General features: G+C 74.2%; 8 protein-coding genes. 6 read left to right on the forward strand and 2 right to left on the reverse strand.

Features of this window, described 5'->3' with window-relative positions; genetic code table 11:
- Window positions 1–31: 31 nt before the first annotated feature.
- Genes ACFVUH_RS13385 through ACFVUH_RS13405 form a run of 5 tightly spaced genes read left to right on the forward strand, consistent with a single transcriptional unit; the run spans window position 32 to window position 9,811 of the window.
- A complete protein-coding gene (locus ACFVUH_RS13385; protein WP_387913105.1) occupies window positions 32–6,376 on the forward strand; it encodes a type I polyketide synthase in 6,345 nt (2,114 codons plus the stop codon).
- Between the two features lie 17 nt (window positions 6,377–6,393).
- Complete coding sequence (locus ACFVUH_RS13390; RefSeq protein WP_387913106.1) at window positions 6,394–7,263, forward strand: 3-hydroxyacyl-CoA dehydrogenase family protein; 870 nt, start codon at window positions 6,394–6,396, stop codon at window positions 7,261–7,263.
- 22 nt (window positions 7,264–7,285) lie between these two features.
- The gene (locus ACFVUH_RS13395; protein WP_387913108.1) at window positions 7,286–7,567 is read left to right on the forward strand and encodes an acyl carrier protein; all 282 of its coding nucleotides are present in this window, start codon (window positions 7,286–7,288) and stop codon (window positions 7,565–7,567) included.
- On the forward strand, window positions 7,560–8,675 hold the full coding sequence (locus ACFVUH_RS13400; RefSeq protein ID WP_355361300.1) for an acyl-CoA dehydrogenase family protein: 1,116 nt from the start codon (window positions 7,560–7,562) through the stop codon (window positions 8,673–8,675). The genes ACFVUH_RS13395 and ACFVUH_RS13400 overlap by 8 nt, the downstream gene beginning before the upstream one ends.
- Before the next feature lie 35 nt (window positions 8,676–8,710).
- Window positions 8,711–9,811, forward strand: a complete 1,101-nt coding sequence (locus ACFVUH_RS13405; RefSeq protein WP_355361541.1) for an HAD-IIIC family phosphatase — start codon at window positions 8,711–8,713, stop codon at window positions 9,809–9,811.
- A gap of 42 nt (window positions 9,812–9,853) precedes the next feature.
- On the opposite strand, the gene ACFVUH_RS13410 is transcribed toward ACFVUH_RS13405, so the two are convergent.
- Both ACFVUH_RS13410 and ACFVUH_RS13415 read right to left on the reverse strand, forming a co-directional pair.
- A complete protein-coding gene (locus ACFVUH_RS13410) occupies window positions 9,854–10,516 on the reverse strand; it encodes a class I SAM-dependent methyltransferase (protein ID WP_387913110.1) in 663 nt (220 codons plus the stop codon).
- Window positions 10,517–10,625: 109 nt separating this feature from the next.
- Window positions 10,626–12,509, reverse strand: a complete 1,884-nt coding sequence (locus ACFVUH_RS13415; protein ID WP_387913112.1) for a BTAD domain-containing putative transcriptional regulator — start codon at window positions 12,507–12,509, stop codon at window positions 10,626–10,628.
- 606 nt (window positions 12,510–13,115) lie between these two features.
- Here ACFVUH_RS13415 and ACFVUH_RS13420 point away from each other — a divergent pair.
- Window positions 13,116–13,877 carry a thioesterase II family protein gene (locus tag ACFVUH_RS13420; RefSeq protein WP_387913113.1) on the forward strand — a complete coding sequence of 254 codons (762 nt, stop codon included), beginning with the start codon at window positions 13,116–13,118 and terminating at the stop codon, window positions 13,875–13,877.
- Window positions 13,878–14,022: the final 145 nt, after the last annotated feature.

The following is a 14,022-nucleotide window of genomic DNA, read 5'->3' on the forward strand; positions in this document are numbered from 1 at the left end:
CCGACAGTCGCAGAAGGAGAAGCCCGACCCCATGCCCACCGACACGGACCAGGTGGTCGCCGCCCTGCGTGCCTCGCTGCTGGACAACCAGCGCCTGCGGCAGGAGAACCGACGGCTCCGCGACGACTCCGCCGAGCCCATCGCCATCGTGGCGATGAGCTGCCGCTACCCCGGCGGCGTACGCACCCCGGAAGACCTGTGGGAGCTGCTGGTCAAGGAACGCGACGCGGTCTCGCCGTTCCCCACCGACCGCGGCTGGGACGTCGAGGGCGGCTTCGACGCCGACCCCGACGCCCCCGGCACCTTCTACGTCCGTGAAGGCGGCTTCCTGCACGACGCGACCGGCTTCGACCCCGGCTTCTTCGGCATCTCTCCGCGCGAGGCCCTGGCCATGGACCCGCAGCAGCGGCTGCTGCTGGAAGCGTCCTGGGAGGCGGTGGAACGCGCGGGCATCGACCCGACGACCCTGCGCGGCAGCCGCACCGGCGTCTACACCGGAGTGATCTACAGCGAATACGGGTCCCGGCTCGGCCGGGTGCCCGACGAAGTGGAAGGCTTCCTCGGCACCGGTACCATCCCCAGCGTCGCCTCGGGCCGGATCGCCTACACCCTGGGCCTGGAAGGCCCGGCGGTCACCCTGGACACCGCCTGCTCGTCCTCCCTGGTCGCCGTCCACCTCGCCTGCCAGGGGCTGCGCTCCGGCGACACCACCCTCGCCCTGGCCGGCGGGGTGACCGTGATGTCCACCCCCGGCCTGTACGTCGGATTCAGCCGCCAGCGCGGCCTGGCGCCCGACGGGCGCAGCAAGTCCTTCTCGTCCGCGGCGGACGGAGCCGGGTTCGGGGAGGGCCTGGGCCTGCTCCTGCTGGAACGGCTCTCGGACGCCCGGCGCGCGGGGCATCCCGTCCTGGCCGTCATCCGCGGCTCGGCCGTCAACCAGGACGGCGCCAGCAACGGGCTGACCGCCCCGAACGGGCCCGCGCAGCAGCGCGTCATCAACGACGCGCTCGCCCGTGCCGGACTCGACCCGTCCGAGGTGGACATGGTGGAGGCGCACGGCACCGGCACCACCCTCGGCGACCCCATCGAGGCCCAGGCGCTGCTGGCCACGTACGGGCAGGACCGGCCCGCCGGGCGGCCGTTGCGGCTGGGATCGCTGAAGTCCAACCTGTCCCACACCCAGGCCGCCGCGGGCGTCGGCGGGGTGATCAAGTCGGTGCTCGCGATGCGGCACGGCGTGATGCCGCGCACCCTGCACGTCGACCGTCCCTCGCCCCAGATCGACTGGACCGAGGGAGCCGTCTCCCTGCTCACCGAGGCCACCCCCTGGCCGGAGACGGGACGGCCGCGCCGGGCCGGGGTGTCCTCCTTCGGCGCCAGCGGCACCAACGCCCACGTCATCCTCGAACAGGCCCCGGCCGACCCGGCGGCTTCCGACGGGCCCGCCACGCCGGAACCGGTGCCCGCCGCCGTCCCCTGGATCCTGTCGGCGCGTACTCCGGATGCGCTGCGCGCCCAGGCGACGGCGCTGTACGAGCGGGTGGTGGCGGAACCGGGCCTGAGCGTGACGGACGTCGGCCATTCGCTGGCGGCGGGGCGTTCGCGGTTCGCGGAGCGCGCGGTGGTGGTGGGAGCGGACCGGGGCGAACTGCTGGCCGGTGTCGCCGCCCTGTCGCGGGGCGTGCGTGCGGCGGGCGTGACGGTCGGCAGCGGGCTGCTCCCGGGCCGTTCGGTGCTGGTGTTCCCGGGTCAGGGTTCGCAGTGGGTGGGGATGGCCGCGGAGCTGTTGGCCGAGTCGGCTGTGTTCGCGGAACGGATGGCGGAGTGCGAGCGGGCTCTGGCGCCTTACGCGGATTGGTCGTTGGCGGAGGCGCTGGGTTCGGAGGCGCTGTTGGCGCGCGTCGATGTGGTGCAGCCGGTGCTCTGGTCGGTGATGGTGTCGCTGGCGGAGGTGTGGCGTGCGTTCGGCGTCGTTCCGGACGCGGTGGTGGGCCACTCGCAGGGCGAGATCGCCGCGGCCGTGGTGGCGGGTGGTCTGAGCCTGGAGGACGGGGCGCGGGTGGTCGCGTTGCGTTCCCGTGCGGTGGGTGCGCTGGCCGGCCGTGGCGGGATGGCGTCGGTGCCCCTGCCGGTGGACGTGGCACGGGAGCGCATCGCCCCGTGGGCGGGCCGGCTCTCGGTGGCGGCGGTGAACGGCCCGTCGTCGGTGGCGGTGTCGGGCGACGCCGACGCGGTCACGGCCCTGGTGGAGGAACTCCTGGAGGAAGGGGTGTGGGCGACTCGCATCGAAACCGACTTCGCGTCGCACTCCGCGCACGTGGAGGAGATCCGCGAGCGCCTGCTCTCCGACCTTGACGGGATCACCCCCCTCGCGGGTGCGGTGCCGTACTACTCCAGCGTGACCGGCGGCCTGCTGGACACGAAGTCCCTGGGCGCCGAGTACTGGTACCGCAACCTCCGGCAGACCGTCGAGTTCGAGCGGGCGACCCGCTCGCTCCTCGCGGCCGGGCACCGCGTCTTCATCGAGTCCAGCCCCCAGCCCGCCCTGATGTACGCGATCGAGGACACGGCCGCCGACGCGGGCGCTCCGGAGACGCTGGTGCTCGACACCCTGCGGCGCGGGGCCGGAGGGCTCCGCCGACTCCAGCTCGCGCTCGCCGAGGCACACGTCCGGGGCCTGCGCGTCGACTGGGAACGACTGTTCGCGGGAACCGGTGCCCAGCGGGTGGACCTGCCCACCTACGCCTTCCAACGACGCCGCTACTGGCTGGACGCCGTTCCGGCCGACCGGGACCAGGCGGCCACCGGTCAGTCCGCCGCGGACCACCCGCTGCTCGGCGCCGTGGTCGAACTGCCCGACGACGCGGGCACCCTCTTCACCGGCCGGCTCTCCTCGGCCACCCACCCCTGGCTCGCCGACCACGCCGTGGCCGGAGCCGTGATCCTGCCCGGCGCGGCCCTCGTGGAGCTGGCCGCGCACGTGGGCCGCCGCCTCGGCTGCGCCCTCGTGGAGGAGCTGACCCTCGCCGCCCCGCTGCTGCTGCCCGACGATCAGGCCGTGCAACTGCGCGTACGGGTGGGCGCCGAAGACGGCACGGGACGGCGCCCGGTGGAGTTCCACTCCCGGCCCGAGGCCGCCCCGGGCTCCGCCGACCGGCCCTGGACCCGGCACGCGACCGGCGCGGTCGGCCCCCGGGACCCCTCGGCCAACCGGGACGACACGACCGAACCGGCCGGCACCTGGCCCCCGCCCGACGCGGTCCCCCTCGACGTGGACGAACTGTACGGGCTGCTCGAAACCCGGGGCGTCGCCTACGGCCCGGCGTTCCGGGGCCTGCGCGCCGCATGGCGCACCACGGACGCGGTCCACGCCGAAGTGGCCCTGCCCGACGGCCTCCCCGGCACCGGAGCGGACGGCTTCGGAGTGCACCCGGCCCTCCTGGACGCAGCCCTCCAGACGACCGGTCTGCGCGAAGGCGCCGCGACCGCGGAGCCTGCCGACGGCGTCCCCCTGCCGTTCTCCTGGCAGCGCGTCGCGATCGAGACCTCCGACGCGCCGGTCCTGCGCGTCCGGCTGCGCCCCGACGGCCCGGACGCCGTCGCCGCGCGGATCACCGATCCCTCGGGGCGCACGGTGGCGACGGTCGGCTCGCTCACCCTGCGCACGGCGTCCACCGCCGCACTGCGGGCGTCCTCCGGCTCCGTCTTCCACGTCGGCTGGACACCGGTCACCGCCGGGCCCGGGCCGCGCCCGGTCACCCGCTGGGGCCTCCTCGGCCCGCGGGACGAGCGGCTGCTGCCGGCCGCCTTCGCCGCCGAACCCCTGTCCGCGACACCCGACGCGATGCTGCTGACCTGCCCCCCGTCCGCCGACGCCGTGACCGCGGACGGTGCGACCGCGGACGCCCCCGCCCGGGACGCGGACCCCGCGGCGGTGCACGCGGTCGCGTCCGGGGTCCTGGACCGCGTCCAGGCCCACCTGGCCGACGACACCACCGCCCGGACACCCCTGGTGGTGCTCACCCGGGGTGCGACCGGCCCGTTCGGCGCGCAGCCGCAGCCGCAGCCGGCGGACCTCGGCGCGGCGGCCGTGTGGGGCATGCTCAGGGCCGCTCAGCTCGAACACCCCGACCGGTTCGTGCTGCTGGACACCGAAGGGCCGGACCCGGACGGTCTCGGCGACGCGCTCGCCGACCTCCTCGCCACGGGCGAGCCGCAGGCAGCCCTGCGCGGCGGCGTCCTGTACGCGCCCCGACTGATACGGCCGGCGGCCACCACGGTCACCACGGCCACGGCCACGGCCACCACCTCCGCGTCCGCCCCCGCGACAGCGAACCGGTCGGCGGGCCCGTTCGGGCCGCCCGAGGGGACCGTACTGGTGAGCGGCGGCGGCGCTCTCGCGGCCGTCCTGGCGCGCCATCTGGTCGCCGCGCACGGGGTACGCCACCTCCTCGTGCTGAGCCGCCGCGGCGCCGACGCCCCGGGCATGCCGGAGCTGACGGCGGAGCTGGCCGAGGCCGGGGCCGAACTGGCCGCCCTCAGCTGTGATGTGTCCGACCGTCAGGCGCTCGCCGGCGCCCTGGCGGCCATCCCCGAACGCCATCCGCTGTGTGCCGTGGTCCATACCGCCGGAGTGCTCGACGACGGTCTGCTGGACGGGCTGACGGGGGAGCGGATGACCGCCGTCCTACGGCCCAAGTTCGACGCCGCCCGCCACCTCGACCAGCTGACGCGCGGAGCGGACCTCTCCGCGTTCGTCGTCTTCTCCTCCGCCGCGGGCGTACTGGGCAGCCCCGGCCAAGCGTCCTACTCGGCCGCCAACGCCGCGCTCGACGCCCTTGTCGCGGAACGCCGACGGCTCGGGCTCCCCGGCCTGTCCCTGGCCTGGGGGCCCTGGGAGCGGGTGAGCGGAATGACGGCGGAGCTCGGCGGCGCCGAACGGCAGCGCATCGACCGGCGCGGCGCCCGCGGCCTCTCCGACCAGGAGGCCATGGCCCTGCTGGACACCGTGTGCGCCCCGGACGCCGCCCCGCCGGGAGACGGGAGCCCCGTCGTCCTGGCCCACCTCGACCTCACCGTGCGCGGCGACGGCCCGGTGCACCCGATGCTGCAATCCCTGGTCCGGCGCAGTCCGACCGCGACGACCGGGGCGAAGGGGACGCCGACCGCTGCCGCAGCGCTGCGGCAGCGGCTCGACGCCGCCGCCGACGAACAGGGACGCGAGCTGGTCCTGCGTGAACTCGTCCTGGCCCAGGCCGCCGAAGTCCTCGGCCACACGGACTCCGGGGCGCTGTCCGCGACGGTGCCCTTCCTCTCCGTCGGATTCGACTCGTTGACCGCGGTCGAGCTCCGCAACCGGCTGGCCGCCGCCACCGGACTGCGGTTGCGGCCCTCCGCCGTCTTCGACAGCGGAACCCCCGCCGCGCTCGCGGCGCGCCTCGCCGCCGAGGCCCGGACGGAAGACACCCCCCGGCCCGGAACGGCACCCGCAACCGGAACCGGAGCCGCTGCACCCGACGCCGCCGACACCGACCCGGTGAGCGTGCTGTTCCGCCGGGCCTGCGAACTCGGCCGGATCGACGAGGGCATCGCCCTGCTCAAGAACGCCTCCGCCCTGCGCCCGGCCTTCCACAGCGGCAGCGACCTCGCGGCCGCCGGCACCGGCCCGCGGCTGCTGCGCCTGCACGAGCGCGCCGACGCCCCCGTACTCGTCTGCTTCGGCTCCGTCGTCGCCCTCGGCGGCGCCCACCAGTACGCCCGCTTCGCCGCCCGCTTCCGGGACCGCTACGCCGTCGCCGCCCTGGACGCCCCCGGATTCGCCCCCGAGGAGGAACTGCCCGCCGACATGTCGGCCCTGCTGGACTTCCAGGCGACGACACTGCTCCGGGAACTGCCCGGACGGACGCTCGTCCTGGCCGGCTCCTCCTCCGGCGGCACGCTCGCCCACGGAGTGGCCGCCGCGCTGGAGCGGCGCGGCGAGGGCCCGGCGGCCGTGGTGCTGCTGGACACCTACCTCTCCGACAACCAGGGCATCACCCAGTTCAACGATGTCCTGCTGGGCGGCATGTTCGCCCGCGAGGACCGGGCGGCCCCGATGGACGGGACCCGGCTGACCGCGATGGGCGGCTACTTCCGCCTGCTCGACGACTGGAAACCCCCGGCGGTCCGCGCCCCGCTGCTGCTGGTCCGCGCTTCCACCCCGCTCGGCCGCCCGTCCGCCGAAGCCGGTGACTGGCGCTCGTCCTGGGCCGGTGCCGACACCGTCGTCGACGTTCCCGGAGACCACTTCTCGATCATGGAACAGCATGTCGCGAGCACCGGCGACACCGTCGCCGACTGGCTCGGCACCACCCTCCGCACCCCCGACGACCTGTGAAGACGAAGGAGAACCCGTTGACCACAGCCCCGTACGACGATTCCCGCCCGCGACACGCCCTCACCGTGCTGGGAGCCGGGGTGATGGGCGTCGGAATCACCGTCCTCGCCCTCGGACACGGCCTGCCGGTCCACCTGGTCGACATCGACCGGGAACGGCTCGACCGGGCCGCGGACCTGATCGACGGCGAACTCCGGCTGGCCGAGCTGATGGGCGCCCTGCCCGCCGGGACGGCCCTCGGCACCCTGGCCACCGACACCTCGCTCAAGGCCGCGGCCGGAGCCACCGCCGTGGTCGAGGCGGTCACCGAGAACGCCGCGATCAAGGCCGCTGTCCTGTCCGAGGTCTCCGGACTGGTCCGGCCCGGAACCCTGCTGATCACCAACACCTCCTCCATCCCCGTCGACGAACTGGCCGGGGCCCTGGAGCGGCCCGAGGAACTGGTCGGCACCCACTTCATGAACCCGCCCTATCTGATCGGAACCGCCGAAGTGGTCCGCGGCGCCAGGACCGGGGACCCCGCGATGGCCGCCGTGGCAGCCCTGCTCACGGCACTGCGGCGGCGGGCGGTGGTCGTCCGGGACGCACCCGGCTTCGTGACCAGCCGCATCCTGCACCCGATGATCAACGACGCGGCCCGGGTGGTGGAGGAGGGCACGGCGACCGCCGAGGACGTCGACGCCCTGATGCAGGGCTGCCTGGGACACCCCACCGGCCCGCTGCGCACCGCGGACCTGATCGGCATCGACAACCTCGTCGACTCCCTCACCGTGCTCCACGAACGCACCGGCGACGACGGCTGCCGCCCCACCGAACTGCTGCTCCGGCTGGTCCGCGAGGGCCGACTGGGCCGCAAGTCCGGGCGCGGTTTCTACGACTACACCTGATCACCCCGACAAGGAGACGGCCATGACCACAGCGGACACGCCCAACACCCACGACCTGGAGAAGGAACTGCTGGGATTCCTGGAAGGACGCACCGGAACCGCCTGGGACGCCGACACCGACCTGTTCGACGCCGGCGGCCTGTCGTCCCTGTTCGCCATGCAGGTGGTGGTGCACCTGGAGAAGACCTACGCCATCGCCGTCCGCGGCGCGGACCTGCGGCTGGACAACTTCCGCACCGTGCGGCGGATGGCGGAGCTGGTGGACCGGCTCCGGGTGCCCGCCGCCGGGGGCCGGCATGGGTGAGGACCTGAGCGGCGCCATGGCCTCGGTCACCCTGCGGGTCGGCGACCTGGCGGGGGAGTGGGACCGGACCGGCCTCATCCCGCTGGACCTGCTCCGCGAACTGGGCGCCGAGGGCCGACTGTGCGCCGAAGTCCCGGAGCAGTACGGCGGCTGGGGGCTCAGCAGCACGCACAGCGGCGCGTACACCGCCCACGTGGGCGGCCTGTGCAGCTCGTTGCGCAGCGTGATGACCTCCCAGGGCATGGCGGCATGGACCATCCAGCGCCTGGGCACCGCCGAGCAGTCGGCCGTCCACCTCCCCCGGCTGACCGGTGGCGGACTGGCGGCGGTCGGCTTCAGCGAGCCCGGCGCCGGCAGCGACCTCGCGGCGATGACGACGACCATCCGCCGCGACGGCGACGCGGTCGTCGTCGACGGACACAAGAAGTGGGTGACCGCCGCCCACTACGCCGACCTGCTGGTCATCGTCGGCCGCTTCGAGGACGGCGCGGTGGCCGTCGTGGTGCCCGCCGACACGCCCGGCGTCCGGATCGAGCGGATCGCCGACCCGCTCGGCTGCCGCGCGGCCGGACACGCGGACGTACACCTCGACGGGGTCCGGCTGCCGGCCGACAGCGTCCTGGGCGGTCACGGACTGCCGCCCGCCCTGCTGGTGACGACCGCGCTGGCCTACGGGCGGATGTCCGTCGCCTGGGGGTGCGTGGGCATCCTGCGGGCCTGTCTGGCGGCGGCCACCGCACACGCCGCCGGACGGGAGCAGTTCGGCAGGCCGCTCGCGGAGCACCAGCTGGTCGCCGGGCACCTCGCCGACCTCTACACGGCCGAGCAGGTGGCCGCGCGGGTCTGCGAGCACGCCAGCCGCTGCTGGGACGAAGGATCGCCGGACCAGGTGGTGGCGACCGTACTGGCCAAGCACGTCAGCGCGACCCAGGCCGCCCGGGGCGCGGCGACGGCCGTCCAGGTCCTGGCCTCGGCCGGGTCCCGGGACGGGCACGCGGTGGCCCGGGCGTACCGGGACGCCAAGCTGATGGAGATCATCGAGGGCAGCAACGAGCTGTGCCGGCTGATGCTGGCCCAGCACGCCCTCTCCGCTCAGGGGGCACCGTGAGCGGGCCCGCGGCCGACGAGACGAGGAAGGACGACATGGCCGAGACCGTCAAGTGCCTGGTCTGGGACCTGGACGACACCCTCTGGCAGGGCACCCTGCTGGAGGACGGCGAGGTGCACCTGCCGGACGAGGTGCGCAAGGTGGTGATCGAGCTCGACTCCCGCGGCATCCTCCAGTCCGTCGCCAGCCGCAACGACCACGAGCACGCCTGGGCCCGGCTGGAGGCATTCGGCGTGGCCGAGTACTTCGTCCTGCCGGAGATCGGGTGGGGCGCCAAGTCCGAGTCGGTGCGCCGGATCGCCGACCGGCTGAACTTCGCGCTCACGACCGTCGCCTTCGTCGACGACCGACCCGCCGAACGCGCCGAAGTGGCCTTCCACCTGCCCGACGTGCGGTGCTACCCGGCCGAGCAGGTCCTCGCCCTTCCCGAACTCGCCGAGTTCACCCCCGCGACCAGCACCGTCGACTCCCGGCGGCGCCGCCGGATGTACCAGGCGGGCTTCCGCCGCGAGGCCGAACGGGCGGCCGCCCCCGGCTCCGACGAGGAGTTCCTGCGCTCCCTGGACCTGCGGATGCGCATCGGCCGGGCCACCGGCGAGGAGCTGTCCCGGGTCGAGGAACTCACCCTGCGCACCAGCCAGATGAACGCGACCGGGGTGCACTACCCGGACGCGGTGCTGCGCGGCCTGATCACCGACCCCCGGCACGAGGTCCTGGTGGTCACCCTCACCGACCGGTTCGGCCCGCACGGCGCGGTCGGCGTCCTGCTGCTGGAGCGGCGCCCGGGCCTGTGGCACCTCAAGCTGCTCGCCACCTCCTGCCGGGTCGTCGCCTACGGCGCCGGCGCGACCCTGCTGAACTGGCTGGCCGACGCCGCCGCCCGGTCCGGAGTCCACCTGGTCGCCGACTTCCGGGCGACCGAACGCAACCGGATGATGGAGATCGCCTACCGGTTCGCGGGCTTCGAGGGCCTGGACGAAGCCCCGTGCCCGTGCGCCGCCGTCCTCGCACCGGCTGCGGAGGACACCGGACTCCAGCGCCTGCACCTGGTCCCCGGCCCGCGCGTGGTGTCCACCGTCATCAGCGTGGACGCACCCGACCTGAACGTGCCGGAAGGGGGCCCGGGAACGTCGTGACCGCCGCAGCGGCCGGCGCTCCCGGGCTCCGGTCCGCTGCCCTCAGCGCTTGCGGACGAGGGTGATCCCGTCGGCCATCACCAGCAGCGACAGCTCCACCCGGGGGTCCTCGTGCAGCAGCCGGTTCAATGCCCGGACCCCGGCGGTCTCCGGGTCCGTGGCGGCTGGATCGGCGACCCGGCCGAAGAAGAGGGTGTTGTCGACCACGATCAGGCCGCCGGCGCGCAGCAGGGCCAGCGAAGTCTCGTAGTAGCGGACGTAGTTGGTCTTGTCCGCGTCGATGAACACCAGGTCGAAGCTCTCCGGCCCGCGTTCCGCCAGCAGTGCGTCCAGGGTCGCGGCGGCATCGCCGATCCGCAGGTCGATCCGCGAGTCGACCCCGTCCCGCTTCCAGAAGTCGGCGCCGACGGCCGGCCACCGGTCGTCGATGTCACAGGACACCAGCACCCCGTCGGCGGGGAGCGCGCGGGCCATGCACAGGGTGCTGTAGCCGGTGAAGGTGCCGATCTCCAGCACCGCCCGCGCCCCCGTCAACCCGACCAGCAGGGCCAGCAGTTGGCCCTCCTCCGCCATCACCTGCAGGGCGGTACCGCCCGGCAGGTCCGCGGTGGTCTCCCGCAGCTCCCTGAGCAGATCGTCGTCACGGAGGGAGACCTCCCGGACGTAGGCGAGCAGGGCGGGGGTGGCTGCTGTCTGGTCGGCCATGGCGAAGGGGTCCTCTCGAAGGAGATCGGGTCGAAGGAGATCGGGGCGGAAAGGATCGGGGCGAAGGGGGATCAGGCGCCGGGTGTCCGTCGCCGGGCCGCCGGGACGGTCACCCGGCGCGCATGTACGGGTGACCGTGCTGCTGTACGGCGACCGCCTCGGCCCGCTCACGGGCGTAGGCCCGCAGCAGTGCGTCCAGCCGGTAGCGGCCCCCCAGCGGCGCACCCAGCAGATTCGCCTCGACCAGGGCGTCCAGGGCCTCCTCGGCCTGCGCCTCGGAGCAGCCGAACATCACCGCGGCCCTACTGCTGGAGACCGAACACGCTCCGGCAGCCCCCAGCGCGGTGAACGCCTCGGCCGGGTCGACCCCGGCCGGAGCCGTCCGCCGGAGCCCGGCGTGGTCGGCGTCGAGGCAGGGCCGGACACCGTTGTCGCCCGCGCACAGTTCGTCCAGCAGCCGCGGGGCTTCCGTGAGCCGCCGGGCGAAGTGCCCGATGCTCCAGTGCGGGCGCTCCAGCAGCCGGGTCCCGGCGATCCGGATCGCCAGCGGCAGGCCCGCGCAGACCGTCAGCACCGAACGGGCCGCCCGCGGCTCGGCACCGACCCTGGCCGGGCCGACGATGCTGCCCAGCAGTTCCAGCGATCCGGCCTCGTCCAGCGGGTCGAGCAGAAGGGTGCGCGCCCCCTCCAGATCGGCCAGCCGCCGTCTACTGGTCACCAGCAGCCTGCTGCCCCCGCTGCCCGGTATCAGCGGCCGCACCTGCGCGGTGCTGGAGACGTTGTCGAGTACCACCAGCAGACGGCGGCCCGCGGTGAGCGAGCGGTAGAGGCTCTCCTGCTCCGGCTCCTCCTCGGGTACCTCGTCCCGGGGCACACCGAGGTCCGCCAGGAACCGCGGCAGCACCGCCCGGGCGGTCAGCGGCCGCGCAGCTCCGCCGAGATCCGCGTAGAGCTGGCCGTGCACCGAGGAACCGCGCACGGCGTGCGCCGCGTGCAGGGCCAGCGCGCTCTTGCCGACACCGCCCCGGCCGGTCACCACCGCCGTCGCCACCATGCCCGCGGGCATCGTGCCGGTCGTGAGGAAGTGCTGCAGCCGCGCCAGCGCACCGGAGCGGGCCGACAGCGGCAGCGGCACCGAGGGGAGCTGCGCCGGACTCGGCCAGCAGGACCTTTCCCGGACCGCGGCCGGGGCCGTCGCGACGGCCGCCTCCGGGGCCGTCGCGGGCTGCTCCAGCGGGTCGGGCGGACGGGGCCGGTCGTGGGCCGAGAGGATGTTCCGGTGGATCTCGCGCAGATCGGCGCTCGGCTCGGCGCCGAGCTGCTCGACGAGCAGCACCCGGGTGCGCCGGTAGAGGTCCAGGGCCTCCGACTGCCGTCCCGAGCGGAACAGCGCCAGCATCAGCTTGCCCACCAGGGCCTCCCGCAAGGGGTGCTTCCGCACCAGCCGCACCAGCTCCGGCACGACCTCGGCGTGCCTCAGCAGCGCCAGCTCCGCGTCGAACCGCAGCTCCATGGTCTGCAGGCGAAGCTCCTGGAGGTAGCGGCCCTCCACATCGCGCAGCGTCCGCGACGGGATGTCCGCCAGCGGCTCCTCGCGCCACAGGGCGAGCGCCTCGGCCAGTTCGGCGGAGGAGCCCTCCAGGTCTCCGCGGTCGGCCAGCTCCGCCGCGCGCCGGCGGTGGGCCGTGAACTGCCCGAGATCGCTCTCGTGCTCGCCGAGTTCGAGGAGGTAGCCGGGCGCCCGGGTGAGGATCCGGGCGGAGGCGTGCTCCCCCAGTGACTGCCGCAGGCGCATCACATAGGTGCGGACGGTCGCGGCGGCACTCGGCGGCGGCGCGTCGTCCCAGACGTACTCGGCGATCCGGTCGACCGAGATCACCCGGTTGGCGTTGAGGAGGAGCGCCGCCAGGACCACGCGCTGCCTCGGCGCCGACACGTGCACCTCACGCGCGTTCAACCGGACGGAGAGCGGGCCCAGCAACAGGAAGTTCAACGGGAGTCCTCTTGATCGCACGACCGGTGGGCAAGACTGCCCCCAGCGTCTTGGGTGGCCATGTGCGGGTCAACGCGGTCCCGTCGTATCTAGATGTATTCCTAGAGCGCAGGTCTTGCGCTCATGCCGGGTTTACGCTGCGCGGCACCATCACGGCAGTCGGGACCGGGCCGCCCATCCCGGCGTGTGCTCCGGAGGGGCGACACGGAGGTCGCTGACGGCGTACGGCCTTGCCCTGAGGCGCCCCCGCCTCCTCGACCGGGCCGCGGTGCGCGGTCCGGCCGGACCGTTGCCGCCGAGTCGGAGCCGAGTGGATCCCACAGGATTGCTCCGCACTGCGACGTTCTCACCATTTGCCGAAGTATCGGCCGGAATTGAACCCGGACATGAGTGGGCCGGGATGCGCTCCGATGCGTACTTGCTGACATTCCGACGGGCATGGCAGGCTGTCATATGCCGTGCCCGTGGCTCGCCGATCGCCGTGGAGCGGATCTCCCCGTATTGGCAAGTGCCAGCCGGCCCACCGGTGCCGCGGATGTCCCACGTGCTCACCACACCCCGCCCGCCGGCACCGCGCGGATTTCGAGAAAGGAATGAAAGGCCGACATGACCTCCCTCTCCTTGGACAGCGACCGGTGGTGCCGTCGCTTCCATCCCTCGCCGACGGCCACGCGCCGACTGGTCTGCTTTCCGCACGCCGGCGGCTCGGCGAGTTTCTACTTCCCGGTGTCCGCCGCACTGTGCGGCCCGGCCGACGTCCTGGCCGTGCAGTACCCCGGCAGGCAGGACCGCCGGGAGGAACCCGGCGTCCAGGACCTGCACCGCATGGCCGAGGAAGTGTCCGAAGCGCTGCGCCGCTGGGACGACCTCCCCCTGACTCTCTTCGGGCACAGCATGGGCGCGCTCGTCGCCTTCGAGGTGGCCCGGCGGATCGAGCGCGCGGGCGGTCGGATCGACCACCTCTTCGTCTCCGGCCGCAAGGGGCCGTCCGCGGACGGGCCCGAGCCCTCCCACCCGCTCGACGACGAGGGCATCGTGGCCGAGGTCAGGGCCATGAGCGGCACCGACGCCCGGCTCCTGGAGGACGACGAACTGCTGGGGATGGTGCTGCCCGCGCTGCGCGGCGACTACCGGGCCCTGGGGGCCTACCGGGCCGACCACGACGCCGCGGTCACCTGCCCGGTCACCGCCGTGGTCGGGGACCGGGACCCCTGGACGCCGGTCCCCGAGGCCGGGCGCTGGCGCGACCGCACGACGGCGGCGTTCGACCTCAAGGTCTTCCCCGGCGGGCACTTCTACCTCAGCAGCCGGGCGAACGAGGTGACCGGCATGCTCCGCGACCACCTCGCCGGCGCGCTGCGCACCTGAGACCACGGACGACAGGGAAGGGGGGACGGAGGAGTGACAGCGTCAGCGACCTCTGAGGAGATCGAGCCCGCGCCGCCGCCGCGGTCCGAGCCCGCTGACGACGCCCTTCCGGCGGATGGGGGCCCTGCCGGCGGCCCTGGCGTCC

The sequence above is a fragment of the Kitasatospora sp. NPDC058032 genome, from assembly GCF_042885845.1.
GTDB lineage: Bacteria > Actinomycetota > Actinomycetes > Streptomycetales > Streptomycetaceae > Kitasatospora.